This window comes from Streptomyces sp. NPDC059499, from assembly GCF_042749285.1.
GTDB lineage: Bacteria > Actinomycetota > Actinomycetes > Streptomycetales > Streptomycetaceae > Streptomyces.
Map to the genome: position 1 here is coordinate 677,876 of NZ_JBHYTT010000001.1, position 24,001 is coordinate 701,876.

Below are 24,001 nucleotides of genomic sequence, written 5' to 3' on the forward strand. Positions count from 1 at the left end.
AATCTTGATGTGAAGAGATATCCAGCGATCAGGCTATCCGACCCCGGTCGCCCCGGCCGCCCACCCCCCTGTGGGACCGCACACAACCGGTCACGTACCGCAGCTGTCCGTCCGCCCGGATGCCCTACTCAGGTGTGGTGCAGCCTTCCGTACCGGAGGCGAGCGTCGCGCACGCCTTCGCGTCCGAAGCCTTCTTCACGGCGACCATCGGGGTGTACGCGTCCGCGTCCGCGTCCACCGTGCCGTCCTGCCCGCCCGCGCCCGCGCTGATCCGAACGGTGTCTCCGGGAGCGGCCTTCGTTATACGGGCCCACGCGGCCGCACAGGTCTTGCTGTAGCGGACCTCGACGAGGCTGGTGCCCACCGTCGCCCTGGAGACCGTGCTCGCGAACTGGCCTCCGCAGCCCATGGCTTCCGGGTCCTGTCCGGTGCAGTCCGCGCCGGTGCACCCGACCCCGGCCGGAAGCTCCGGCGCGGTGGTGCTCGGCTCGGCGGACGGGGTCGCGGTCTTCTTCCCGGCGTCGTCCGCGCCCAGATCGGTGAGCAGTACCGCGCCGGCTATCACCAGCAGAGCGCCCACCACACCCACGAGGAACATCGTCAGCTTGCGGCGGCTGCCGGGCTGTCCGCCCCGCCCCGCACGCCGGTCCGGCGGCTGTGCCCCCGCACCGGCGGCGTGGAATCCGTCCGCGGGGCCGACGCCGCCCGGGGCGCCGGCGTCCGGTCCCGCCCCGTGCCGCGGCTGCTGCGGGATCCGCGGCACGGCTCCGCGCTGGACCGGTACGGACGGCGGACGGCCCGCGTCGCGCACGTCGTCCCCGGGCACAGGCGCGGTGGACACCCCCGCTCCCCCGCCGGCCCGTCCGCCGGAACGGCTGCTCCGGCCGGCCGCGGGGGCCGAGGTCGGCCCGAGCTCGCCGAGCGCCGCACGCGCCTGCGAGATCCGTATGGCTTCCATCGTCATGTCGTGGCGCATCTCGGAGCGGCTCCAGGCACGCTCCGCCAGCTCCCACATGGTCGTCAGGTGGCTCTGGTTGGTGCCTGTCACCTCGGCGAGCGCGACGATCGCCCCCTTGGGCGCGAGCAGCCTGCCGTTGAGGTAACGCTCCCAGGACGTCTTGCTGTAGCCCGTGCGGTCAGCCACCGCCGCGATGCTCAGCCCGCTCCGGTCGACCAGCCTGCGCAGCTGGTTGGCGAACTCCTTGACCTGCGGGTCGAGTTCCTCCGGTAGTGCCTTCCAACGAGGCATTACTCCCCCTCATCCAATTCCCCCGAACGTGCCCGATGCGCCCCCGCTCCGTGACACCGAGCCCTGACGCCCCACTCAGAACCGGTGGTCTCCCGCTTCTGAACTACCCACGAGGATGCGCAAAGCCGAGGTGTCAGTTCCTCAGAGGGGGGCGCATGGGTGCATTCGGCGTCACCACACGCTCCGTCGTACGCCTGTGGCGTATGCCGGTCAGTCTGCCATCGTTGCGCGGCGATCACACCGTGGCGGAATGGTCACTTCCGTGCCACAGGCCACTGCCATCCCTTGAACCGGACACCTCATGTCCATGACCCTGGAGGCAGGACGGGGCAAGGCCGCTCAAGTCACCGCATTCCGGCGTTTCTTGCTCCGGGACGTCCCGTCCGGTGTCCGTCCCTCCTCGGGGGAGGGGACGGACACCACAGGCTTCTAGCGGATGGTGAAGTGGACGACGTCCTCCAGGATGGGGACGTCCAGCCACGGCTTGGGCTGCGCCATCAGCGCGAGCAGGACGATCAGGGTGCCCATCAGCCCGTAGGTGACGAGGTCCGTGAACCGGGACCGCACGGCCAGCATGCCGACCGAAGGAACCACCCAGCGCAGCACCGCCCCCGCGAGGAGGGCGAAGCCCATCAGCATCGCGCCGATCCTGAAGGCTTCCGCGAAGGGGTCGGCCCCCACGATCAGCAGCCCGACACCGGCGGTGCAGAGCACAGTGAGCAGCGGCCACTGCCGGGCGGGCGCGGGAGCGTCGCCGGGCGCCGCACGGCCGCCGCCCTCGGGGCGGGCGGTGTCACGGGTCAGCGAGAATCGCCGCGAGGGCGCCCGGGTCGAGCCGCCGGCGCCCGCCGGGGATTCCTCCTCGGACTGAACTGCCGCCGGCGCCCCGACGGACTCACCGGTCGCCGGTGCCTCGACGGACTCGTCCGGACCGTCCTTCACCACCGCGTCGCCCGGACCTTTGGCCGAAACCGCCGCGTCCGGACCGCCGGGCTCGACCGCCTCGCCCGTTTCCACAGCCTCGTCGGCGTGCGTACCGTCCGCCGGACTCGTACCAGCACCCATGACGCTCCTACCGGCCCGGATCAGCCGGCGGAGACGGCAGAGGCATCGGCCGCCGCGCGCTCGGCCGCCTCGACCACGTTGACCAGCAGCTGGGCGCGGGTCATGGGTCCGACGCCGCCCGGGTTCGGGGCGACCCATGCGGCGACCTCGGCGACACCGGGGTGCACATCGCCGACGATCTTGCCGTTCTCGTCCCGGCTGACGCCGACGTCGAGCACGGCCGCGCCCGGCTTCACGTCCTCGGGCTTGATGAGGTGCGGCACACCGGCGGCCGCGACGATGATGTCGGCCTGCCTGAGGTGGGCCGAGAGATCACGCGTGCCGGTGTGGCACTGGGTGACGGTCGCGTTCTCGGACTTGCGGGTCAGCAGCAGCGGGATCGAGCGGCCGATGGTGACACCGCGTCCGACGACCACCACATGGGCACCGTTGATCTCCACCCCGTGCTTGCGGAGCAGCGTGACGACGCCCTGCGGGGTGCAGGGCAGCGGCCCGGTCTCGTTCAGCACGAGCTTGCCGAGGCTCATGGGGTGCAGGCCGTCGGCGTCCTTCGCCGGGTCCATCAGCTCGAGGACACGGTTGGTGTCGATGCCCTTGGGAAGGGGGAGCTGCACGATGTAGCCCGTGCATTCGGGGTTGGCGTTGAGCTCCCGTACGACCTCCTCGATGTCCTCCTGGGTGGCGGTGTCGGGGAGTTCGCGCTGGATGGAGGCGATGCCGACCTGTGCGCAGTCACGGTGCTTGCCGTTGACGTACCACCGGCTGCCCGGGTCGTCCCCGACGAGCAGGGTTCCCAGGCCGGGGGTGATGCCCTGCGCCTTGAGGGCCGCCACGCGGACGGTCAGATCGGATTTGATCGCAGCTGCGGTGGCCTTGCCATCGAGAATCTGGGCAGTCATGACACCCATCCTCGCGGATGACCCCACCCGCATACCAATTCTGGGTTGCACCGTGGACACGAGGTTGCACTTGCACAACACATTCGCCTGTTGACTGGACAAAAAGCCGATGTCAGGACGACGATGAGGCGCGCAGTATCGCGGACAGTGCCGGGGGGACCAACCGTTTCGGATCGCGCAGCATTCCTCCGCCCGGACCGCGTCGTCCCCGCACATTTGCAACGGAGGAATTCGGCCATGAGCTTCGGCGACCCCAACAACCCCTACGGCCAGCAGCAGGGCCAGCAGCCGGGCGGGCAGCAGCCGGGCTACGGCTACCCGCAGCAGGCACCCCAGGGCGTGCCGCAGCAGGGCTACGGCTACCCGCAGGCCCCGCCCGTCCAGGCCGGCTACGGCGGCTTCCCCGGTATCCCCACGGAGATGCCCGGTGGCGTGAAGTCCGCGCGGGTCATGCTCTACGTGATCGCCGGCCTGCAGCTGATCGGCGCGATCATCTTCGCGATCGCCGCCGCGGCCGTGAACGCCGCCAAGAACGACGCCTCGCTGCAGGAGGACGTCCAGTTCCAGGAGCTCGCGGACTACTCGGGCAACGCCCTGTGGGGCATCGTCGCCTTCGCGGTGCTCTGGGGTGTCCTCGCCGTGTTCCTCGCCGTGAAGTTCGGCAGCGGTGGCAACGGCATCCGCGTCACCGCGATGGTCTTCGGTGTGATCACCGCGATCCTCGGGATCTACCCGTTCATCGTGGTCGGCCTCGTCCACACCGTTCTGGCCGTCCTCGTCGTCGTCTTCGTGGCGAAGTCCGACGGTGGCAGCTGGTTCAACCGTCAGCAGCAGCCGCAGTACTGATCCTGATCCACCGGGTGGAGTGCAGTCCCACCGGCAAGGCCGCAGCTCCCGCGTTCCGCGGGGCCTGCGGCCTTCGGCGTTCTCCGGGGGCCGCGGCTGTGTTCAGGAGCGGAAACCGGACGGCGCCGGAGTGGTCCGCTCCATCACGACGAAGGACCCCGACCGGTGCTTGATCCGGTAGCGCGCCTCGGGATGGAGCTGCTGCGCGTACTTCACCGGATCGTCGATCGGCGTCGACCAGCCGAAGTCCAGGTTGATCGCCACGATGTCGGGAGCGGTACCGGGGGCGCCGCCGACCCAGTAGACCGTGCGGTCACCGGTCAGGTGCGCCATCAGGGTGATGTCCGTCTCCACGCGGGCGCCCTCGGGGATGGCGTCCAGTGCCTCCTCGGCCGCCTCGACGCGCGCTTCGGAGCGGTAGAACTCCGGGCGCAGCAGGTCGCGCAGGGGCAGGTGCTGGGTGAGGGTCACCGCGATCGCGGCCGCCACGGGCACGGCGACGTTCGCGTACGCGAGGAGCCAGGGCCGATTCGAGGCGCGGCTTCGGCGGATGCCGTCGGCCATCGCCAGGAAGACGACCGGCATGAGGATCGCGCTGTAGTGCCAGACCATGCCCCAGTGGTTGGAGTCCTGGGACAGCAGCCGCCAGCCGAGCGTGGGCAGGACGAGCAGGATCAGGGGTGAGCGCAGCGCCATGAACGCGGTGATGCCGACCAGGAAGATCAGCATCTCCACCTTGACGGAGGAGTCGAGGACGCCGAGGACGGAGTCGAGCAGGGAGACTTCCTGCTCACCGTTCTTGTCGATCTTCTTCCAGTAGTCGTACGTACCCGCGCTGCTGGCCGCCGGTATGAGGACGAGCACGGTCAGCACGAACGCGAACACTCCGAAGGCCGCCAGCAGCATGCCCTGGAGCCGTCGCCCGTAGAGGGCGAGGAGGGCTCCGACGACCGCGACGGTGATCCCGAGGTCCTCCTTGATCAGGACCAGGGGCAACGCCCAGAGGACTGCGGCCGTCCAGCGCTGCAGGAGCAGCGCGCGGCAGATGAGTGCGATCAGTGGGACGGCGAACGCTATTTCGTGGAAGTCGGCCTTCACCGCCTCCTGGAGGCCCCAGGAGAGCCCGTACGCGACGGTGGCGCAGAGACCGGAACGGCCGCCCAGGAGCTGTTGGACGGTGCGCCCGACGACGACCGCGGAGGCGGCGAACAGGGCGGACTGCGCGAACAGCAGTGCGAGGGCGGAGGGCCAGATCCAGTAGAGGGGGACGAGGAGCGCCACCACGGGGCTGAAGTGGTCGCCGAGTATCAGATAGCCGGGGCCCTTGATGTTGACGACCGGGGCGTTCAGCCCGGCGTACGCGCGCACCTCCTGTTCGAAGATCCCCAGGTCCCAGGAGGGCGACTGGAAGTGGCTGTACCGCAGATACGCGTAAAGGAAGTAGAGCGCGCACAGGAGTGCGGCCACGATCAGGTAGGGACGCAGCGGCACGGGGTTCGACGGATCGCCGGACCGCTCGGGGGCCGTCTCCGGCTGCTCCCGGTCGCCGGGCGCGGCCGCCTCACTCTGGTTCAGGTCAAGCACGATGCCCCCGCAACGGAATCCCTCGCTGGTCTCTGCCGGTCGTACCGGTCCAGCCCCTACGGACCGACAAGGCCATTCATTAGAACAGAGGGACGACTGATCTCCGTACGTCGGGACGCGGTACAGGCCGCACCCGGAGCGGGTGCGGCCTGTACCGGATCACTGCGGGGTCATCAGTGGAAGAAGTGGCGCGTGCCCGTGAAGTACATGGTCACGCCGGCCTTCTTCGCCGCCTCGATCACCAGTTCGTCGCGGACCGAGCCGCCCGGCTGGGCCACGGCCCTGATCCCGGCGGCGGTGAGAATCTCCAGGCCGTCGGGGAAGGGGAAGAAGGCGTCCGACGCGGCGTACGCACCGCGCGCCCGCTCCTCGCCGGCCCGCTCGACGGCGAGCTTGGCGGAGTCGACGCGGTTGACCTGGCCCATGCCGACGCCGACCGAGGCGCCGCCCTTGGCGAGCAGGATCGCGTTGGACTTGACCGCACGGCAGGCCTTCCACGCGAAGGCGAGCTCCCTGAGCTCGTCCGCGGCGAGGGCCTCGCCGGTCGCGAGGGTCCAGTTGGCCGGGTCGTCGCCGTCGGCCTGGAGCCGGTCGGTGACCTGGAGCAGCGCGCCGCCGTCGATGGGCTTCACCTCGAACGCGGAGGTCAGGGCGTCGGGGCAGCGCAGCACCCGGATGTTCTTCTTGCGGGCGAGGATCTCGACCGCACCGTCCTCGTACGCCGGGGCGACGATGACCTCGGTGAAGATCTCCGCGACCTGCTCGGCCAGCGCCACGGTGACCGGACGGTTGACGGCGATGACACCGCCGAAGGCCGACAGCGGGTCGCAGGCGTGGGCGTTGCGGTGCGCCTCGGCGACGTCGTCCGCGATCGCGATGCCGCACGGGTTGGCGTGCTTGATGATCGCGACGCACGGCTCGGCGTGGTCGTACGCGGCCCGGCGCGCGGCGTCGGTGTCCGTGTAGTTGTTGTAGGACATCTCCTTGCCGTGCAGCTGCTCGGCCTCGGCGAGGCCGCCCTCGCCGGAGGTGTAGAGCGCGGCGGGCTGGTGCGGGTTCTCGCCGTAGCGCAGGACGTTCTTGCGTACGAAGGTGTCCCCGAGGAACTCGGGGAGGCCCGAGTCGTCCGAGGCCGCGTAGTCGTCCGCGAACCAGGAGGCGACGGCGACGTCGTACGAGGCGGTGTGCCGGAATGCCTCGGCGGCGAGCCGCTTGCGGGCGGTCAGGTCGAAGCCACCGGCCTTGACCGCGGCCAGGACGTCGGCGTAACGCTCCGGGCTCGTCACGACCGCCACGGACGGGTGGTTCTTGGCGGCGGCGCGGACCATCGAGGGGCCGCCGATGTCGATCTGCTCCACGCACTCGTCGTCGGACGCGCCGGACGCGACGGTCTCCTTGAACGGGTACAGGTTGACGACCACGAGGTCGAACGGCTCCACACCGAGCTCGGCGAGCTGCTCACGGTGGGCGTCCAGACGCAGGTCCGCGAGGATGCCGGCGTGCACCCGGGGGTGCAGCGTCTTGACCCGGCCGTCGAGGCACTCGGGGAAGCCGGTGAGCTCCTCGACCTTGGTGACCGGCACCCCGGCGGCGGCGATCTTCCCGGCGGTGGAGCCGGTGGAGACCAGCTCGACACCCGCCTCGTGCAGACCGCGGGCGAGGTCCTCGAGCCCCGTCTTGTCGTAGACACTGACCAGAGCGCGGCGGATGGGCTTATTCACCGACATGACCGAGATGAACCTTTCGTCCCTCAATGCGATAGCCGTCGCGGGCGAGCCGCCCTACGGCCTCGACGAGCAGCTTGCGCTCGACTTCCTTGATGCGTTCGTGGAGGGCCGCTTCGCCCTCCGGGGTGTCCTCTTCGGTCACCTCGACCACGCCCTGCGCGATGATCGGACCGGTGTCGACGCCGTCGTCGACGAAGTGGACGGTGCACCCGGTGACCTTCACGCCGTACGCGAGCGCGTCGCGCACCCCGTGGGCACCGGGAAAGCTGGGGAGCAGGGCGGGGTGGGTGTTGACGAACCGGCCGCCGAACCCGGCGAGGAAGCCCTTGCCCACGATCTTCATGAACCCCGCGGACACGACGAGGTCCGGGCGGTGCTCCGCCACGGCGTCGGTCAGCGCGACGTCCCACTCCTCGCGGGTCGCGTACTCGCCGACCTTGCACACGAACGTGGGGAGTCCGGCACGCTCGGCGCGTTCGAGGCCGAGGGTGCCGTAGCGGTCCGCGCCGACCGCGACGATCCGGGCGCCGTAGCCCTCGGGGTCGTCACCGATGGCGTCCAGCAGGGCTTGGAGATTCGTGCCCGAGCCGGAGACCAGGACAACCAGACGGGCCGGGGCGGCGGAAGGGGGCGGGGAGGCCACAGCAGGGCCCTTTCTCGCGTGGTAAGGCAGGTGCGGTGTACTGGTGATGCGTTTGTATGGTCGTACGAAAGAATCTCGTCCCTCGATACGGGGAACTCTACGAACGGGTCGACCGTCAGCAACGATACCGGCACACCCAGCGGCCCCCACGGGACGGGGGCGTGGCCGGGAGGTAGCGTCAGGGGACAGGGAACCGTCCTCAGGGCGGAAATGACGAGATGGGGAAGACGTTCACCACATGCCGGACCGCCTCCGCACCGCCTTTGGCCACCCGCTGCCCGAGCGGACCTTCACGCTGATGCGGGAACGCCGGTCCTCATCGCCGGACTCCTCCTCGTCGCCGGACTCCTCCGCGACAGGCTCCTCCGGCGCACCGGATTCCCCGTCGGCGCCGGGCTCCTCGCCTGCGCCCGGCTCCTCCTCCGCCTCCGACGACAATCCGTTCGCCGCCCCGCCCGAGGACCGGCCGGACCAGCCCTGGCAGCCGCGCCACCCGTCCCACGGCGGCGGAGGCAACGGCGGCGACAACGGCGAGGGTCCGTCCGACGACCGCCCCGTCTGGGGCAGCCAGTGGAGCGACCAGCAGCCGGGCCGCCAGACCGGCGGTTTCGGCAGCCGTCCCGGCGGGACCGGCGGGCAGGGCGGCCAGGGCGGGGGCCCCGAGGGCAACCCCGGCGGACTGCGCTGGGACCCGACCGACCCCGCGCAGCGCCGCGCCCGCTACGCGGTGCTGGGCGGCATGTGGGCGTTCTTCTTCGCCCTCTTCGACTTCCCCGAGATCGCGCTGCTCCTCGGTGCGCTCGCTGTGTACTGGTCGGTCAGCGCCCTGCGCGCAGGGCCGCGGAAGACCCCGGCACAGAGCGCCACGCCGTCCGCGACCGGTGGTGCGGCCGCGGACCGTGCCCCCGCAGCCACCCCGCCCGGTGCTCCTCCGGTGGCACCGCCCGCGAGTGCGCCGCAGAACAGCGGCAGGCAGCAGACCACCGCAGCTGTCAGCGGTCTGGTCACCGCGCTGCTCGCCCTGCTGATCGTCGCCACGTCGTTCACGGTGCAGCTCGTCTACCGCGACTACTACACCTGCGTGAACGACGCCCTCACCAAGTCCGGCGCCCTGGCCTGCAATGATCTGCTGCCTGAGCCGTTGGAGCCCTTCTTCGGCGTGAAGAAGTAGCGCCCGGCGAAGCCGCCCGCTACGAAGCAGTCTCCCGGCCGGGTTCCGGGTGCCCAGGGGCATCCGGAACCCGGCCGGCCGGCGTTCCGCCCTTCTTCACCGGGGGGCTGTCACCACCGGGAACGACGGGGAAGTCCGCCATCAGCCCGCCGGAACTCTTCCGGAGCGAGGCCCAGCGCGCCTTCCTGGCACCGTCCTCGTGCCACGGGTCGGCCGGCAGGAACTCGTACGGTTCCGAGTCGGGGAGCCGGGCTTCCGCCTCGTCCTCGCCGCCACTCCTCCCCGTCGCCCCGCCTTCCCCCTTCCCGTCGGCCCGCTCCTTCGTCTCCCCCTCCGCACGCTCCGCCGTCTCACGCCGCCACCCCCACGGGTGTTCCCGCAGCCGCCAGAACCTGAGCAGCAGCGCCGCCGGTACGCCGATCACGGCCGTCCACACCAGCGCCGCCGGCCCCACCAGCCACCACACGGGCCCGAATTCCGCCAGCGCCCCGGCGCCCATCGGCCCGCCCGACGCCGCGGCCAGCACCGCCGCACCCGCTCCGCACCCGACAGCCCCCAGCACCGCCGCCAATGCCGTGTCCCGTGGGCTCCACGCCTCCTCACGCACCCCGTCATCGGGAGCCGCCCCCCGCGCCGTGAAGCGGGCGACCGCGAGCCCGGCGGCAACGGGCACCGCGACCGCCGCCCAGTTCGCGACCGTTCCCGGCCCCGGGGTCGGCACAGCGGCCAGCAGGGGGAAGTCGGGCAGCGCCGGATGCCCGGCGAAGGCGAGGGGGGTGGCCGTGGACTCCGTACCGAGGGCGAAACCCGGCCCGAGGCCGTACGCCGCACCCCACATCGCCGCATTCGGTACGAGTGCCAGAGCCAGCAGCAGGACGGCGACTTGGTCCGCCCAGTGGCCGGACAGCGCGAGGTAGGACTCCCGGGCCGCCACCCCGTGCCACAACAACGCCACGGCGACCACCAGGGCGCCCCCGCCGAGCAGCACCGTCACACCGGCCGCCGCCGACCGGAGGACCGTCCGCGTTCCGGACCGGAACCGGGACCTGGCGACAGCCTCCTGCAGCCTCAGCGGCGCCCAGACCATCAGCGGACCCACCGGGCGCCCGCACGCCGCCCAGACCCCGGCCGCACCGGCCACCACGACGGTGAGCGGGAAGGCGAGAGAGGTCCGCTCGGCAGGCAGCCCGCCACCCCGCGCGTACGCGGCCGCGGCCAGCGCCACCAGAAGATAACCGCCGGTCACCGCGAAGAACGCGCCGACGGCCGAATGCCTCACCGTCGAATCTTCCTCCGGTTCCGCGGACTCCCGCGCGGCGCGGTACACCAGCCACACCGGCAGCACGACGAGGAGCAGCGGGACGGTCGCCACGGGCGCCGGGTTGCCGCTCAGGGTGTCGGTCCTGACGAGCTCGGCGCCGTGGGCGAGGAGCCACAGCCCGGTCGCCGCGTGGAGGGCCTCACCCGGGCCGCTGTCGGGGTAGGGGGAGCTGATCCACAGCACCATGACCAGGACGGACAGCGAGCCGAGCCCGAGCCCCGCCGCGATCGCCCCGCGTACAAAGGCGGAGGCCAGTGCGGCCGACCTGCTCCGCTCGGCAGGCAACATCGGGCTGCGCTCGGTCACTTGGGTCACCCGGCCATGCTCCCAACGACACGCGCTTATTTCGTGTAACGGGCGAATGGCCGCTGTGTCGCTCAATATACGTTTATGTACTTTTTCGCCCAGTGCAGTGTCGACGGGGGCCGGACATGACACGGAGCACCACCGGTCCGGTCACCACCGCACCGCTGCCCTCCCCCAAGGAGCGCCGACGGCTGCGCGAGGCAAGGGCACTGAGTGAGGAGCAGGTCGCGGCGGCCGTGGGCGTCACGGCCGCCACCGTCCGTGCCTGGGAGACAGGGCGCACCAGCCCACAAGGCCGTAAGCGCACGGCGTACTCCAGACTGATCGGCTCCGCAGACACCCGCACGGGGGCGCAGGAATCGCCGCCCCCCACCGTCGAAGCCACCGGGAGCACCACGATGTCCCCGACCGAGCCCGGCACCGGAACCGGAGCCGCCACAGACACCGAGGCAGCTCCTGCCCCTTCCTCCACACCCGCGGCACCGGACCCGGTGGGGCTCACGGCCGCCGAAGAAGCGTTCGACGCCCTGTACACACGCATCGCGACCGGCCTCGTCCACCAGGCGTACCTGCTGACCGGCCGCCGGAACCTGTCCCAGGAGGCCGTCGAGCACGCCTTCCAGCTCGCCTGGCAGCGCTGGCCCGAGGTCGCCAGGGACCGTGACCCGGGAGGCTGGGTGCGTGCGGCGGCGTACGAGTACGCGATGTCACCCTGGCACCGGCTGCGCCGCGCCCACCGCCGCCCCGACGCGCTGCCCGAGGATCCGGGGCGGCACGCGCTGCTCGACGCGCTGCTCCGCATGCCGCCGGTGCACCGGCGCACCCTGCTGCTCTACGACGGTGTGGGCCTGGACCTTCCGGAGACGGCCGCCGAGACGGAGGCGAGCACCCCGGCGGCGGCGAGCCGGCTGCTGAACGCACGGGCCGCCATCGCCGAGCGGCTGCCCGAACTGGCGGATCCCGTGTCCCCCGACGAGCAGTCCGCGCTGCTCCAGGAGCGGCTCGGCTCGCTCGCCCTCACCGAGCACGTGCCCGCACCACCACCGGCCCGGACCGTCCGCAGGGGCAGCGAACGCAAGGCGGAACTCTGGACCCGGGCGGCGATCGGCTTCGCCGTGCTGCTCATCGGCACGACGGCTTTCACCCTGAAGACCGCTCCCACGCAGTACGAGCAGCCGATCGCGCCGGCCGAGCGGGTCGGTGGCGTGCCCCCGCGCGGCGGCCCGGAGAAACTGACCCCGCAGGACCTGAAGCTCCAGAAGACGCTGCGCGGCGAGTTCGCCCACGGCCCGGAACGCCTGGTGCCGCGGATCCCCTGACCTGTACGGCAACGGCTCGGGCCCGCACCCCTCGCAGGAGGAGTGCGGGCCCGAGCCGTTGCTGCGGTGACGCGGTGCCGCGGCGGACAGGCCGCTGCGGCGCGCAATCAGCCGCCGAGGATCTCGCGCGCCAGCTTGGCGGTCTCGGTCGGCGTCTTGCCGACCTTCACGCCGGCGGCCTCGAGGGCCTCCTTCTTGGCGGCGGCGGTGCCGGAGGAGCCGGAGACGATGGCGCCTGCGTGGCCCATGGTCTTGCCCTCGGGGGCGGTGAAGCCCGCGACGTAACCGACGACCGGCTTCGTGACGTTCTTCGCGATGTAGTCGGCCGCACGCTCCTCGGCGTCGCCGCCGATCTCGCCGATCATCACGATGAGGTCGGTCTCGGGGTCGGCCTCGAACGCCGCGAGGGCGTCGATGTGCGTCGTACCGATGACCGGGTCGCCACCGATGCCGACGGCGGACGAGAAGCCGATGTCACGGAGCTCGTACATCATCTGGTAGGTCAGCGTGCCCGACTTGGACACGAGACCGATGCGGCCGGGCTTGGTGATGTCGCCCGGGATGATGCCGGCGTTGGACTGACCGGGGGTGATCAGGCCGGGGCAGTTCGGGCCGATGATCCGGGTCTTGTTGCCCTTCGAACCGGCGTACGCCCAGAAGGCGGCCGAGTCGTGGACGGCGATGCCCTCGGTGATCACGACGGCCAGCGGAATCTCGGCGTCGATCGCCTCGACGACGGCGGCCTTCGCGAAGGCCGGCGGCACGAAGAGGACGGACACGTCGGCGCCGGTCTTCTCGATCGCCTCGGCGACGGACCCGAAGACGGGTACCTCGGTGCCGTCGAAGTCGACGGAGGTACCGGCCTTGCGCGGGTTCACGCCACCGACGATGTTGGTGCCGTCGGCCAGCATGAGCTTGGTGTGCTTCATGCCCGTGGCGCCGGTCATCCCCTGGACGATGACCTTGCTGTCCTTGGTGAGGAAGATAGCCATGGTGTTGGAGTCCCTCGTCCCTTACTTCGCAGCCGCGGCGAGCTCGGCGGCCTTGTCGGCCGCGCCGTCCATGGTGTCCACGCGCTGCACGAGCGGGTGGTTGGCGTCGGAGAGGATCTTGCGACCCAGCTCCGCGTTGTTGCCGTCAAGGCGCACGACGAGCGGCTTGGTGACCGCTTCGCCCTTGGACTTGAGCAGCTCAAGCGCCTGGACGATGCCGTTGGCGACCTCGTCGCACGCGGTGATGCCACCGAAGACGTTGACGAAGACGGACTTGACGTCCGGGTCGCCGAGGATGATCTCCAGGCCGTTCGCCATGACCTCTGCGGAGGCGCCGCCACCGATGTCGAGGAAGTTGGCGGGCTTCACGTTGCCGTGGTTCTCACCGGCGTACGCGACGACGTCCAGCGTCGACATGACCAGACCGGCACCGTTACCGATGATGCCGACCTCGCCCTCGAGCTTGACGTAGTTGAGGTTCTTGGCCTTGGCGGCCGCCTCGAGGGGGTTGGCCGCGGCCTTGTCCTCGAGCGCCTCGTGGCCGGGCTGACGGAAGTCGGCGTTCTCGTCGAGAGACACCTTGCCGTCCAGGGCCAGGATGCGGCCGTCCTTGGTCTTCACCAGCGGGTTGACCTCGACGAGGAGGGCGTCCTCGGCGACGAAGGTGTCCCACAGGGTCACCATGGCCTCGGCGACACCCTCGGCCACGTCGGCCGGGAACTTCGCCTGGGCCACGATCTCGCGGGCCTTGACGATGTCGACGCCGTCCACGGCGTTGACCGGGACCTTCGCGAGGGCCTCGGGGGTCTTCTCCGCGACCTCCTCGATGTCCATTCCGCCCTGCACCGAGGCCATGGCCAGGAAGGTGCGGTTGGTGCGGTCGAGGAGGTACGAGACGTAGTACTCCGCCTCGATCTCCGGGGACAGCTCGGCGATCATCACGTTGTGGACCGTGTGGCCCTTGATGTCCATGCCGAGGATGTCGGTCGCACGGGCGACCGCCTCGTCGGGGTTGGCGGCCAGCTTGACGCCACCGGCCTTGCCGCGGCCGCCGACCTTCACCTGCGCCTTGACGACTGACTTGCCGCCCAGCCGCTCGGTCGCCTCGCGGGCTGCCTCAGGCGTGTCGATGACTTCACCGGCCAGCACCGGTACACCGTGCTTGGCGAAGAGGTCCCTCGCCTGGTACTCGAACAGGTCCACGCGCGTCCGTCCCTTTTAGTGGTCTCGCGGTTGGTTTTCTGCGTGGGCGTGCCGCGAGGGGCAACGTGACTGCGCGGTCACTAGGGAGGCGTACACGGTGTCCGGGTACGCGGCATGTCCATCCGGCAGGTTATCCCCGCGCTCCGCCGGACCCTAAATTGCAGATCACACCTGAGCGGTGATAACAGTCACAGATCGCGCTGGTAGCCGGGGTGCGAGGGACAAAACGGCATGTCCACCCGGGTGCGAGTGCACCACCCGACCGGTGAGCGGGGAACCGGATCCGGTGAGCCCGGTACTCCGGAGTGGTGACGGATCGCTCCGGAGGGTGACGGATCGGGCCGGAGCCCGACGGTCCGCCCGGCAGCCCTCAGGCCAGGACCTCGCTGTCCGGTATCGGCAGGGGACGTTTCTCGATGGCGGCGGCCATGACCTCCGGAAAGAGGTCCGGAGTGCAGGCGAAGGCCGGTGCGCCGAGCGCCCCCAGCGCGGCCGCGTGGTCCCGGTCGTAGGCGGGTGCGCCCTCGTCCGAGAGCGCGAGGAGTGTCACGAACTGCACTCCGGAAGCCTTCATCGCGGCGACCCGCTTGATCATCTCGTCGCGGATTCCCCCCTCGTAGAGATCACTGATGAGCACGACGACGGTGTCGGCGGGGCGGGTGATCTTCGACTGGCAGTAGGCGAGCGCCCGGTTGATGTCCGTGCCTCCTCCGAGCTGCACGCCGAACAGGACGTCGACGGGGTCGTCGAGCTGGTCGGTGAGGTCGACGACGGCCGTGTCGAACACGACGAGCCGGGTCGCCAGCGTGCGCATGGAAGCGAGCACCGCTCCGAAGACCGAGGCGTGGACGACGGATGCCGCCATGGACCCCGACTGGTCGATGCAGAGGATGACGTCCTTCTTCACCGACTGCGCCGCCCGCCCGTATCCGATGAGGCGCTCGGGAACGATCGTGCGGTGTTCCGGCAGATAGTTCTTGAGGTTGGCCCGGATGGTGCGGTCCCAGTCGATGTCCCGGTGCCGCGGCCTGCTGATCCTCGCCGAACGGTCCAGTGCCCCGGTGAGCGTCGCTCTCGTACGGGTGGCCAGTCGCCTCTCCAGATCCTCGACGACCTTGCGGACGACCGCGCGTGCCGTCTCCTTCGTCGTCTCGGGCATGGCCTTGCTGAGCGAGAGCAGCGTGCCGACGAGGTGGACGTCCGGCTCGACGGCCTCCAGCATCTCCGGCTCCAGGAGCAGGGCGGACAGTCCGAGGCGGTCGATCGCGTCGCGCTGCATGATCTGGACGACGGAGCTCGGGAAGTAGGTGCGGATGTCGCCGAGCCAGCGGGCTACGGAAGGCGCGGACGCCCCGAGCCCCGCGGACCGCTCGTTGCCGCCCCGGCCGCCCGGCTTCTTCCCACCGCCGTACAGCGCGGTCAGCGCACCGTCCATCGCGACATCACGGCCGGTGAGCGTGCACCCCGTGCTCTCGGCACTGTCCGCGCCGAGCACCATGCGCCAGCGGCGGAGCCGCTCCCCGTCGTCCGGAACCGCAGTCATCGCCCTCTCCCCTTCTCCGGTCCTCGCTGTGTCCGTGGTCATCCGGCCGCCGCCCGTTCCGTTCCCGCTCCCGCTCCGGGGCGGGCTCCGTCTCCCGGTTCGAAGTCGGCCCCGAGCAGCAGCCGGAGCACCGGAACGACCGCGTCCGCGCGCTCCGCGTCGAGTCCCGCGCCGAAGCCCGGGGCGGCGGCCTCCGCACCGCCGTGCGCCCTCCCGGGGTCCGGGCCCCGGCGGACGAGCTCGCCCAGGGTGCGCCGCACACCGGGGTCGTAGACCGAGAACGTACGGCGCAGCAGGGGCAGGACGTCCGTGAACATCTCCGCCGGTACGCCGGTCAGCCAGGCGTCCACGAGTCCGAGGAGCCGCTCGTCGTGGACGAGCAGCATGCCGCCGCCCGCCGCCCCGCCGACGAAGCCCTCGATCCATGCGGCGGCGTCGGCCGGTGGCGTCCCGGGCGAGAGGGCCAGCCCCATCAGCCGGGCCGCGTCGTCCTCGGCGAGCCGCCCGTCATCGAGCAGCAGGCGCGTCGCACGGCCGCGGATCACGCCCGCGACCGTGTCCCTGGCGGACAGCCTGTGCAGAACTCCCGCCCAGCGCTCCCGCAGCCCCCGGGCGGACACCGCTCCTCCGGCGAGCAGGCCGATCGCCGTGTGCACACCGTCGACCTGGCGGTGCAGCTGCGCCGCGCCGTCCGCGTCGAGACCGGTGCACGCGGGCGGCAGACCCACGCAGATCCGCTCGGCGAGACCTACGGCGACCTCTCCCAGTGCGGCCGTGTCCGTGGACCGCACGTCCCCGTACCGCAGGGAGCGCGCCAGGGCCGGCAGCGCGTCGGCGAGGTGGCCCACGTCCGCGTCGAGGGCGGCACGGTCGGCGAGGGCCCTCATCACGACGGGCAGCGCATCGGGGAGGTCCGCCAGCAGACACCGCTCGGCGAGCGCGGTCACGTCGGCGAGCGCGGTCGCCGAGACGGCGTCCGATTCGGTCCGGGCGGTCGCGGCGGAGAGCACCGTGGTGCCCCACACCCCGGCTTCCGCGATCCGTACGAACAGCTCCGGCTCCCAGCGCAGCCGCCAGCTCTCCCGGAACGTCCCCGTACTCCCCCGGCCCGCCGCGGGATCGCCCCAGCCGACTCCGAGGAGTCCCAGCCGGTGCAGCAGTCTGCTGCGGGCCGAGTCGTTCTCCTTGCGCAGGTCGAGGTCCAGATCCCGCTCCTGAGCCTCCGGTTTGAGCCGGAGGGTGCGCTGCAGTCGGGTCAGGTCTCGCTGCAGGGGCACGGCGGGGGCGCTGTCGGGTACCTCGCCCAGGGCCTCCCCGACGACCAGCCGGTCGTGCACGAGGGCGAGTGGCACGTCGGACCCCTCGCACATGACCGCCCGGACCGCGTCGGTGGCCTCGGCCAGGCCGGCGAGCGGGCGGCCCCTCATCGCGGCCAGTGCCCCGGCGAGCCGGACGGCCTCGATGACATGGGCGGAGGAGACGAACCTGTCCTCGTCGCGCAGGAGTCCGGCCACCTTCGTCATCCATCGCTCGATGGGCCGGTCCGGCGCACCGAACAGATGCCCGTACCAACCGGGGGAGTCGATCCCCGCGCCGTATCCGCTGTGCCGGGCGAGTCTGCGGTGGGTCCACGGCACCCAGGTCAGTTCGGTTCTGACCTTGGGAATCCCCTTGAGGAGCGCTCTGTCGGCGGCGACCGTCGTCCTCGCGGTCAGGGCGGGGACATGCCAGGCGCCGCAGACGACGGCGAAGTCGTCGCCGAACTCCTTGCGGGCGGCGCGCAGCTGGATGCGCATGTACGCCTCCCGGACGGCGTCCCGGGGATGCCCTCCGTCCCCGTATGCCTCGCGCAGCGCCGTCATCGCCTCCGCGAGCGCCTCGAAGGGGGCCCGTGGGTCTTCCGGGACACCTTCGGTGCCGCGGTGTTCGACGACGTCCTCCCACCAGCGCTCCGGGTCGTCGTAGCCGGCGGTCCGGGCGAGGACACCGATCGGATCGATGACCTGGGTATCGCCCGGCCGGCTCTCCGTCCGCCCGCCCTGTTCCGTCCGCCCGCCGTGCTCCGTCTGCTCGTTCTGCTCCGTCATGGCCAGGGAATGCGCGGCGGGCAGGTCCACGAAGCGCACCGGGACCTCGTGCGCGAGCGCCCACCGGATCGCGACCCATTCGGGTGAGAACTCGGCCAGCGGCCAGAACGCGGCACGCCCCGGGTCGTCCACGGCATGGGCGAGCAGCGCGACGGGCGGCCGCATCTGCTCGTCGGCGGCGAGCGGCAGCAGCGCGTCAGCCTCGGGCGGCCCTTCGATGAGCACGGCACGCGGCTGTACGCGGTCCAGAGCGGCCCGCACCGCTCTGGCGGATCCGGGCCCGTGATGACGGACCCCCAGCAGCAGCGGGCCGCCCGGGCGTTCCGAAACAGCCGGGCGGAGGGCGGCCGTCATACGGAGACCTCGCGGCAGGCGCGGTAGAAGTCCTTCCAGCCGTCACGCTCCCGGACCACGGTCTCCAGGTACTCCTGCCAGACCACACGGTCCGCTGCGGGGTCCCTGACGACCGCGCCGAGGATGCCGGCCGCGACGTCGCCGGGCCGCAGCACACCGTCGCCGAAGTGGGCGGCGAGCGCGAGTCCGTTGGTGACGACGGAGATGGCCTCGGCCGTGGACAGCGTCCCCGACGGGGACTTGAGCTTGGTGCGGCCGTCCGTGGTGACGCCGTCGCGCAGCTCCCTGAAGACCGTGACGACGCGCCTGATCTCGGCCATGCCGTCGGGTGTCGCGGGCAGGTCGAGCGAGCGCCCGATCTGGTCGACGCGCCGGGAGACGATGTCCACTTCGGCATCGGGTGTCGCGGGCAGGGGCAGTACGACGGTGTTGAACCGGCGGCGCAGGGCACTGGACAGCTCGTTGACCCCGCGGTCGCGGTCGTTGGCCGTGGCGATGAGGTTGAACCCGCGGACGGCCTGGACCTCCTGTCCCAGCTCGGGAACGGGGAGTGTCTTCTCCGACAGGATCGTGATCAGCGCGTCCTGCACATCGGCGGGGATGCGGGTCAGCTCCTCCACCCGGGCGGTCATCCCGTCGGACATGGCCCGCATGACCGGGCTCGGAACCAGTGCGTCGCGGCTGGGACCGTGGGCGAGCAACTGCGCGTAGTTCCAGCCGTAGCGAACGGCTTCCTCCGGTGTCCCCGCCGTGCCCTGGACGAGCAGCGTCGAGTCTCCGCTGACCGCCGCGGCGAGGTGCTCGGACACCCATGTCTTGGCGGTGCCCGGCACACCCAGGAGGAGCAGGGCCCGGTCGGTGGCGAGCGTGGTCACGGCGACTTCGACGAGGCGCCGGGGGCCCACGTACTTCGGTGTGATCAGTGTCCCGTCCGGGAGCGTCCCGCCGAGCAGATAGGTGGCTACGGCCCACGGCGACAGGCGCCAACGAACCGGCCTGGGACGGTCGTCGGCAGCGGCGAGAGCCTTGAGCTCGTCGGCGAAGGCGTCCTCGGCGTGCGGCCTCAGGGCCTCGCCGCCTGCCTCTGCGGCGGCGACAGCGGTACGTACGGACACGGTCATGGATCCCCCTCCAGATCGTTCGACCCGATGTGGTTTCCACCGTGCACCATGCCACTGACAATCGGCCCCGGCGCCGAGGCCGGGGCCGATTCCAGGTGGTCGGCTGCCGGTTGCCGGCCCCGCGGACGGAGGCGGGGAACGTCAGCCGGTGACCGGCGAAGCCGCGACGCAGCCGCCGCCCGTCAGGAGCGCCTCGCCCTTCGCCTCCTCGATGACCTTGCCCTTGTGCGTGATCGTGCAGGTGACGTCGGCCGCGCCCTCGTCCAGGGCGATCGGCATGACAGCGGACGGCATGATGCCGCGCAGCGTGACGGTCTTCCTCCATGGCAGCGTGGGCGACTTGACGGTCACGATCTTCGGTTCCATGGCTCTGCCACCGCCGCCGTGGAACTGGATCTCGTCGACGGTGGTGCCGGTGACCTCGTAGGTCACCTCGTAGGTCTCGTCCACGGCATCGTCGACCGCCTCGCCGACGGACTTGTCCACGGATTCGGAACACGCGCCCAGGCCGAAAGCGAGACCGCCGGCAACGGCGGCGCACACGACGGCACGAGCGATACGGATGCGTCTGAGGTGAGCGGAGCGAACGATGCGGTTCATGCGTTGTCCCCCGAGTCGGTCGGCTGATGCCTCATTCGCAGAGAAGCGCACGGAGTGCACGGGGTCAAGTGCCCTCGGAGCACTCGGAATCGCAGGTCATGACCGATTGTCAGTGGGGCGGCCTACCGTCGTTCCCATGCTGCTATCTCACGGGGGAGAACCCTCAGGCGCCACCGATCCGGTGGTGCGCTGGACGGTGGAGCAGGTACTGGCCCTGGCTCCTGACGACGCGTCGCGCAAGGCGGGGAACAGGCTCGGCACGGCCGGCCCATGGTCCGAGGCCGGCTACGGCGGTACGGGGGCGGTGTGGGGGCTGTGCAAGGGCAGCGGCACCAAGCCGTACCGCACGGTGATCGACACCACGGGACCTGCGTACACGTGCAGTTGTCCGAGCCGGAAGTTCCCGTGCAAGCACGCGCTGGGGTTGTTGCTGCTCCGGGCTTCCGACGCATCGGCGCTGAAGGAGGGCGAGGAGCCCGCGTGGGCCGGGGAGTGGTTGGAGGGCCGGCGCAAGCGGGCGGCCGAGCGGGCCGCGGTACAGGCCTCGGGCGAGGGTCCCGCCGCAGGTCTCGCCGATCCGGAGGCGGCCAGACGGCGGGCCGACCGCCGGGCCGAGCGGATCACGGGGGGCGCGCAGGAGCTCGAGCAGCGCCTCACCGACCTGCTGCGCGGGGGCCTCGCGGCGGCCGACCGGTCGGGATACGCACTGTGGGAGGAGACCGCGGCGCGCATGGTCGACGCGCAGGCCCCTGGGCTCGCCGGGCGCGTACGGGAGTTGGGCGCGATCCCGGCATCGGGCCCCGGCTGGCCCGTGCGCCTGCTCGAGGAGTGCGCGCTGCTGCATCTGCTGGACACGGCGTGGCTCGGGCTGGACCGGCTGCCCGAACCACTGGCGGCGACGGTCCGTACGAGGGTGGGGCTGACCTCCCCGGCCGAGGGACCGGCGGTCCGCGACCGGTGGCTGGTGCTCGCCCAGTACGACACCCAGGACGGCAAGATCGTCACCCGCCGCATCTGGCTGCACGGGGAGGAGTCGGGGCGCACCGCCCTGCTGCTCTCCTTCGGGGCAGCGGGACGCTCACCCGGACAGGCACTGCCGGTGGGCGTGACGATCGACGCCGAGGTCACGCCGTATCCGGGTGGCGGGCGGCTACGGGGCGAGCTGGGGCCGCAGTTCGGCACACCCCTCGCCACGGCGTCCCCGCCACCCGGCGGCACCACGGGAGACGCCGTGACCGCGTACGGGCGGGCCCTGCTGGACGACCCCTGGCTGGATTCGTGGCCGGCCACCCTGCGCGACGTCATACCCGTGCCGTCCGGGGACGGCTGGCAACTGGTCGGCGCAGCAGACGGATCCGCGCTGCCGATCGCACCGTCCGGGCTCTCGCGGCCGGGTCTGTGGAAGCTCGTCGCGCTCTCCGGAGGCGGTCCCGTGACGGTGTTCGGGGAGTGCGGCCACCGCGGTTTCGACCCGCTGGCCGCCTGGTGCGCGGAAGCCTCCGACGACGGCGCGGGCGCGACCGTGGCGCTCGTCTGACGCACCGGAACCTGCTCGACCGACAACCGGAGGAGACCGAAATGTCCACGATGACAACGACCGGCGCGCCGGTGAACGCCCCCTGGGAGGAGCTCGTCACCTCGGCGCTGCTCGGCACCGACCGGCGCCCGCCGCCCACCGGAAGCGGACCGTCGGACGGCCCTGCCGCGCTGCTGGACGCGGCGGCGCTCCACACGGTGCGCCGCCGGGCGGCGCTGCTGCCGGCCGCCGGGGCCGCGGTGCCGGAAGCGGCGCCCCCCGATCCCCGCCCGCCGCTTCCGGCGGCGGCTCGGCGCCGGCTCGCCCAGCTGCTCGCCGACCGTTCCGCGCCCTCCGGCAGCGGGCGCCGGGGGACGGCCCCCGATCTCACCGAGCTCATCCCCCAGTGGCTGGCCTCCGCGGGTGCCCGTGGATTCCGCGCTCCTGCGGAGCTGCTGCCCGCACTGCTGGACGCGGCCCGGGCGCGCACGGATCTGCGGCCGCACGCGCTGGCGTTCGCGGGGCCGCGCGGGCTCTGGCTGGCGGCTCTGAATCCGGAGTGGAAATTCGCACTCCGCGCGTCCGCGAACCGCTCGCGCCTGCCGGCCACCGACAACCAGGAGGCGGTGGGCCGGCTCTGGGAGGAGGGCCTGTTCGCGGAGCGGGTCGCGCTGCTCGGAGCCGTACGGGCGCAGGACCCTGCCGCGGCCCGTGCCCTGCTCGCCACCACCTGGTCCACGGAGCGTGCCGAGGACCGGCTGATGTTCCTCGACTCCCTGCGCACCGGTCTCTCGGCCGACGACGAGGCGTTCCTGGAGGAGGCCCTGTCCGACCGCAGCCGCAATGTCCGCTCCACCGCTGCCGAGCTGCTGTCGGCTCTGCCGGATTCGGCACTCGCCCTGCGGATGGCCGCCCGCGCCACCTCCTGCGTGAACCCGGACCGTACGGGCGGCGAAGGGGCCATCGCCGTGGAAGCCCCGCACGAGTGCGACGCGGCCATGCAGCGCGACGGCGTGGCACCGGTACCCCCGTCAGGCCGGGGCGAACGTTCGTGGTGGCTGGGGCAGTTGGTGGAGGCGACCCCGCTCGCCGTCTGGCGGGAGAGGTTCGGCGGACGTACGGCCGAGGAGGTCGTCACCCTGCCCGTCGCCGACGACTGGGGCGCGGAACTGCACGCGGCCTGGTGCCGGGCGGCCGTACGACAGCGGGATCCGGAATGGGCGCGTGCCCTGCTGGGTGCCCCCTCGACTCCTCCGGCGAGCGGTCCCGGGACGGCTTCTCTGGCCGAGCGCTCGAAGCTGCTCGCCGTATTGCCCGCAGCCGAACGGGCGGACTGGGTGGCCGGCTTCATCGCGGCGCACGGCCTGTCGGAGGCGTTCCAGCTGCTGGGCGTCTGCGCGGTCCCCTGGGCCGAGCCGCTCGGCCGGTCGGTGGTCGACGCGCTGGACATCGCCCGGGACGCCGGAAGCTACCCATGGAGCTTCAGCGGGGTCATGGGTCTGGCCGAGCGCTGTCTCGACCCTGCCGAGGCGGACCGGCTCGAGGTGCTCACCACCACGCCGGACGAGCCGGAAGGCGCTTCGCCAGGTGCGGGTGGCTACTGGTCGGAGGCGTTCCGGAGGCTCGTCTCCACCCTGCGTCTGCGCGCGGCCATGGACGCGGAACTGGCGCAGGCAGCCTGACGGACCGAGCGCAGGGCAGCGCGTGACGAACTGAGTGCCGGATACCGGGCAGGGCCGGCCCGCAGCTCGGCCCGGCCGGGACACAGCCCGAGGACCGCGGCACAGCAGGGCGTCCCGGCTGCCGCGTGGCGCCCTGCTCCGGCGCCCTGCTCCGGCGCCCGGCTTTTGTTCCGGTGCTGCGGCTGCGGCTCCGGGGCGCCCGGTCACGGCCCCGGCGCCCCGGGCTCCGGCGCCGCAGTGCTCCGGGACCGAGCCCGCTCGGCCGCGACACGGCCGGCGGACGAGGAGAAGAGGAAGCCAGTTCAGGCCCTGTTCAGGCCCCCGCAGGCTGACGGACGTTCGCGTTCACCCAGGCGACGATCGAAGCCGTCGTCGCACCCGGCGTGAAGATCTCCGCCACGCCCTGCTCCTTCAGCGGCGCGATGTCCGCCTCGGGAATGATGCCGCCGCCGAACACCTTGATGTCCTCCGCCTCGCGCTCCTTCAACAGCACGATGACCTTCGCGAAGAGCGTGTTGTGCGCACCGGAGAGGATCGACAGCCCGATCGCGTCGGCATCCTCCTGGATCGCCGTGTCCACGATCTGCTCGGGGGTCTGGTGGAGCCCGGTATAGATGACCTCCATACCCGCGTCGCGCAGTGCCCGCGCGATCACCTTGGCCCCGCGGTCGTGGCCGTCGAGGCCCGGCTTCGCCACCACCACTCGGATCGGACCGGTCACACCCATCACTGCCTCCACATGCGTCTCCCGTGCCTGAAGGGCCGGGGATGTG

At 71.7% G+C, this 24,001-nt stretch carries 19 protein-coding genes; 5 read left to right on the forward strand and 14 right to left on the reverse strand.

Annotated features, from left to right (window positions below; translation table 11 throughout):
- Nucleotides 1–124: 124 nt before the first annotated feature.
- The 3 genes from ACFW9O_RS03175 to ACFW9O_RS03185 all read right to left on the reverse strand — a co-directional run bounded on the left by ACFW9O_RS03175 (nt 125) and on the right by ACFW9O_RS03185 (nt 3,213).
- Nucleotides 125–1,249, reverse strand: coding sequence for an XRE family transcriptional regulator (locus tag ACFW9O_RS03175; protein WP_384604411.1), 1,125 nt, complete (start codon nt 1,247–1,249; stop codon nt 125–127).
- Between the two features lie 429 nt (nt 1,250–1,678).
- A complete protein-coding gene (locus ACFW9O_RS03180) occupies nt 1,679–2,314 on the reverse strand; it encodes a DUF3017 domain-containing protein (RefSeq protein ID WP_384604414.1) in 636 nt (211 codons plus the stop codon).
- A gap of 20 nt (nt 2,315–2,334) precedes the next feature.
- Nucleotides 2,335–3,213 (reverse strand): bifunctional methylenetetrahydrofolate dehydrogenase/methenyltetrahydrofolate cyclohydrolase, encoded by an 879-nt coding sequence (locus tag ACFW9O_RS03185; protein ID WP_384604417.1) that lies wholly within the window; start codon nt 3,211–3,213, stop codon nt 2,335–2,337.
- 237 nt (nt 3,214–3,450) lie between these two features.
- Here ACFW9O_RS03185 and ACFW9O_RS03190 point away from each other — a divergent pair, with 237 nt between their 5' ends.
- A complete protein-coding gene (locus ACFW9O_RS03190; protein WP_384604419.1) occupies nt 3,451–4,059 on the forward strand; it encodes a hypothetical protein in 609 nt (202 codons plus the stop codon).
- A gap of 102 nt (nt 4,060–4,161) precedes the next feature.
- Here the strand turns inward: ACFW9O_RS03190 and ACFW9O_RS03195 are convergent, their stop codons facing one another.
- The 3 genes from ACFW9O_RS03195 to purN form a co-directional block, all read right to left on the reverse strand.
- A complete protein-coding gene (locus tag ACFW9O_RS03195) occupies nt 4,162–5,643 on the reverse strand; it encodes a DUF2079 domain-containing protein (protein WP_384604422.1) in 1,482 nt (493 codons plus the stop codon).
- A 173-nt stretch (nt 5,644–5,816) separates the two neighbouring features.
- Nucleotides 5,817–7,370, reverse strand: a complete 1,554-nt coding sequence (gene purH, locus ACFW9O_RS03200; protein WP_351180821.1) for a bifunctional phosphoribosylaminoimidazolecarboxamide formyltransferase/IMP cyclohydrolase — start codon at nt 7,368–7,370, stop codon at nt 5,817–5,819.
- Complete coding sequence (gene purN / locus ACFW9O_RS03205) at nt 7,357–8,013, reverse strand: phosphoribosylglycinamide formyltransferase (RefSeq protein ID WP_384604425.1); 657 nt, start codon at nt 8,011–8,013, stop codon at nt 7,357–7,359. The genes purH and purN overlap by 14 nt, the downstream gene beginning before the upstream one ends.
- Before the next feature lie 238 nt (nt 8,014–8,251).
- Here purN and ACFW9O_RS03210 point away from each other — a divergent pair, with 238 nt between their 5' ends.
- Entirely contained in the window at nt 8,252–9,184 is a 933-nt protein-coding gene (locus ACFW9O_RS03210) for a hypothetical protein (RefSeq protein ID WP_384604427.1), read from the forward strand.
- A 19-nt stretch (nt 9,185–9,203) separates the two neighbouring features.
- On the opposite strand, the gene ACFW9O_RS03215 is transcribed toward ACFW9O_RS03210, so the two are convergent.
- The gene (locus ACFW9O_RS03215) at nt 9,204–10,811 is read right to left on the reverse strand and encodes a DUF6350 family protein (RefSeq protein ID WP_384605244.1); all 1,608 of its coding nucleotides are present in this window, start codon (nt 10,809–10,811) and stop codon (nt 9,204–9,206) included.
- 125 nt (nt 10,812–10,936) lie between these two features.
- Here ACFW9O_RS03215 and ACFW9O_RS03220 point away from each other — a divergent pair, with 125 nt between their 5' ends.
- Nucleotides 10,937–12,130: a helix-turn-helix domain-containing protein gene (locus ACFW9O_RS03220; protein WP_384604430.1), complete on the forward strand. Its 1,194-nt coding sequence runs from the start codon at nt 10,937–10,939 to the stop codon at nt 12,128–12,130.
- Nucleotides 12,131–12,237: 107 nt separating this feature from the next.
- Here ACFW9O_RS03220 and sucD read toward each other — a convergent pair whose 3' ends face one another.
- The 6 genes from sucD to ACFW9O_RS03250 form a co-directional block, all read right to left on the reverse strand.
- Complete coding sequence (gene sucD, locus ACFW9O_RS03225) at nt 12,238–13,122, reverse strand: succinate--CoA ligase subunit alpha (RefSeq protein WP_329208168.1); 885 nt, start codon at nt 13,120–13,122, stop codon at nt 12,238–12,240.
- A 21-nt stretch (nt 13,123–13,143) separates the two neighbouring features.
- A complete protein-coding gene (gene sucC, locus ACFW9O_RS03230; RefSeq protein WP_351175202.1) occupies nt 13,144–14,325 on the reverse strand; it encodes an ADP-forming succinate--CoA ligase subunit beta in 1,182 nt (393 codons plus the stop codon).
- A gap of 370 nt (nt 14,326–14,695) precedes the next feature.
- Nucleotides 14,696–15,868 (reverse strand): VWA domain-containing protein, encoded by a 1,173-nt coding sequence (locus ACFW9O_RS03235; protein ID WP_384604432.1) that lies wholly within the window; start codon nt 15,866–15,868, stop codon nt 14,696–14,698.
- Between the two features lie 38 nt (nt 15,869–15,906).
- Nucleotides 15,907–18,309: a DUF5682 family protein gene (locus ACFW9O_RS03240; protein WP_384604435.1), complete on the reverse strand. Its 2,403-nt coding sequence runs from the start codon at nt 18,307–18,309 to the stop codon at nt 15,907–15,909.
- The gene (locus ACFW9O_RS03245; protein WP_384604438.1) at nt 18,306–19,430 is read right to left on the reverse strand and encodes an AAA family ATPase; all 1,125 of its coding nucleotides are present in this window, start codon (nt 19,428–19,430) and stop codon (nt 18,306–18,308) included. Before ACFW9O_RS03245 ends, ACFW9O_RS03240 begins: the two co-directional genes overlap by 4 nt.
- Before the next feature lie 141 nt (nt 19,431–19,571).
- Entirely contained in the window at nt 19,572–20,030 is a 459-nt protein-coding gene (locus tag ACFW9O_RS03250) for a hypothetical protein (RefSeq protein WP_384604440.1), read from the reverse strand.
- 136 nt (nt 20,031–20,166) lie between these two features.
- On the opposite strand from ACFW9O_RS03250, the gene ACFW9O_RS03255 reads away from it, so the two are divergent.
- Nucleotides 20,167–21,567 carry an SWIM zinc finger family protein gene (locus ACFW9O_RS03255; RefSeq protein WP_384604442.1) on the forward strand — a complete coding sequence of 467 codons (1,401 nt, stop codon included), beginning with the start codon at nt 20,167–20,169 and terminating at the stop codon, nt 21,565–21,567.
- Nucleotides 21,568–21,608: 41 nt separating this feature from the next.
- On the forward strand, nt 21,609–23,228 hold the full coding sequence (locus ACFW9O_RS03260; RefSeq protein WP_384604445.1) for a DUF5691 domain-containing protein: 1,620 nt from the start codon (nt 21,609–21,611) through the stop codon (nt 23,226–23,228).
- A gap of 313 nt (nt 23,229–23,541) precedes the next feature.
- On the opposite strand, the gene ACFW9O_RS03265 is transcribed toward ACFW9O_RS03260, so the two are convergent.
- Complete coding sequence (locus tag ACFW9O_RS03265) at nt 23,542–23,955, reverse strand: cobalamin B12-binding domain-containing protein (protein ID WP_329208178.1); 414 nt, start codon at nt 23,953–23,955, stop codon at nt 23,542–23,544.
- Nucleotides 23,956–24,001 lie beyond the last annotated feature (46 nt).

Coding starts and splice junctions, on each gene's coding strand:
- ACFW9O_RS03235 (WP_384604432.1), bottom strand. CDS start 15,868: ATGACTGCGGTTCCGGACGACGGGGAGCGGCTCCGCCGCTGGCGCATG.
- ACFW9O_RS03220 (WP_384604430.1), top strand. CDS start 10,937: ATGACACGGAGCACCACCGGTCCGGTCACCACCGCACCGCTGCCCTCC.
- ACFW9O_RS03175 (WP_384604411.1), bottom strand. CDS start 1,249: ATGCCTCGTTGGAAGGCACTACCGGAGGAACTCGACCCGCAGGTCAAG.
- ACFW9O_RS03185 (WP_384604417.1), bottom strand. CDS start 3,213: ATGACTGCCCAGATTCTCGATGGCAAGGCCACCGCAGCTGCGATCAAA.
- ACFW9O_RS03180 (WP_384604414.1), bottom strand. CDS start 2,314: ATGGGTGCTGGTACGAGTCCGGCGGACGGTACGCACGCCGACGAGGCT.
- ACFW9O_RS03250 (WP_384604440.1), bottom strand. CDS start 20,030: ATGAACCGCATCGTTCGCTCCGCTCACCTCAGACGCATCCGTATCGCT.
- ACFW9O_RS03260 (WP_384604445.1), top strand. CDS start 21,609: ATGTCCACGATGACAACGACCGGCGCGCCGGTGAACGCCCCCTGGGAG.
- ACFW9O_RS03245 (WP_384604438.1), bottom strand. CDS start 19,430: ATGACCGTGTCCGTACGTACCGCTGTCGCCGCCGCAGAGGCAGGCGGC.
- ACFW9O_RS03240 (WP_384604435.1), bottom strand. CDS start 18,309: ATGACGGCCGCCCTCCGCCCGGCTGTTTCGGAACGCCCGGGCGGCCCG.
- ACFW9O_RS03255 (WP_384604442.1), top strand. CDS start 20,167: ATGCTGCTATCTCACGGGGGAGAACCCTCAGGCGCCACCGATCCGGTG.
- ACFW9O_RS03210 (WP_384604427.1), top strand. CDS start 8,252: ATGCCGGACCGCCTCCGCACCGCCTTTGGCCACCCGCTGCCCGAGCGG.
- purH (WP_351180821.1), bottom strand. CDS start 7,370: ATGTCGGTGAATAAGCCCATCCGCCGCGCTCTGGTCAGTGTCTACGAC.
- ACFW9O_RS03265 (WP_329208178.1), bottom strand. CDS start 23,955: ATGGGTGTGACCGGTCCGATCCGAGTGGTGGTGGCGAAGCCGGGCCTC.
- sucD (WP_329208168.1), bottom strand. CDS start 13,122: ATGGCTATCTTCCTCACCAAGGACAGCAAGGTCATCGTCCAGGGGATG.
- ACFW9O_RS03190 (WP_384604419.1), top strand. CDS start 3,451: ATGAGCTTCGGCGACCCCAACAACCCCTACGGCCAGCAGCAGGGCCAG.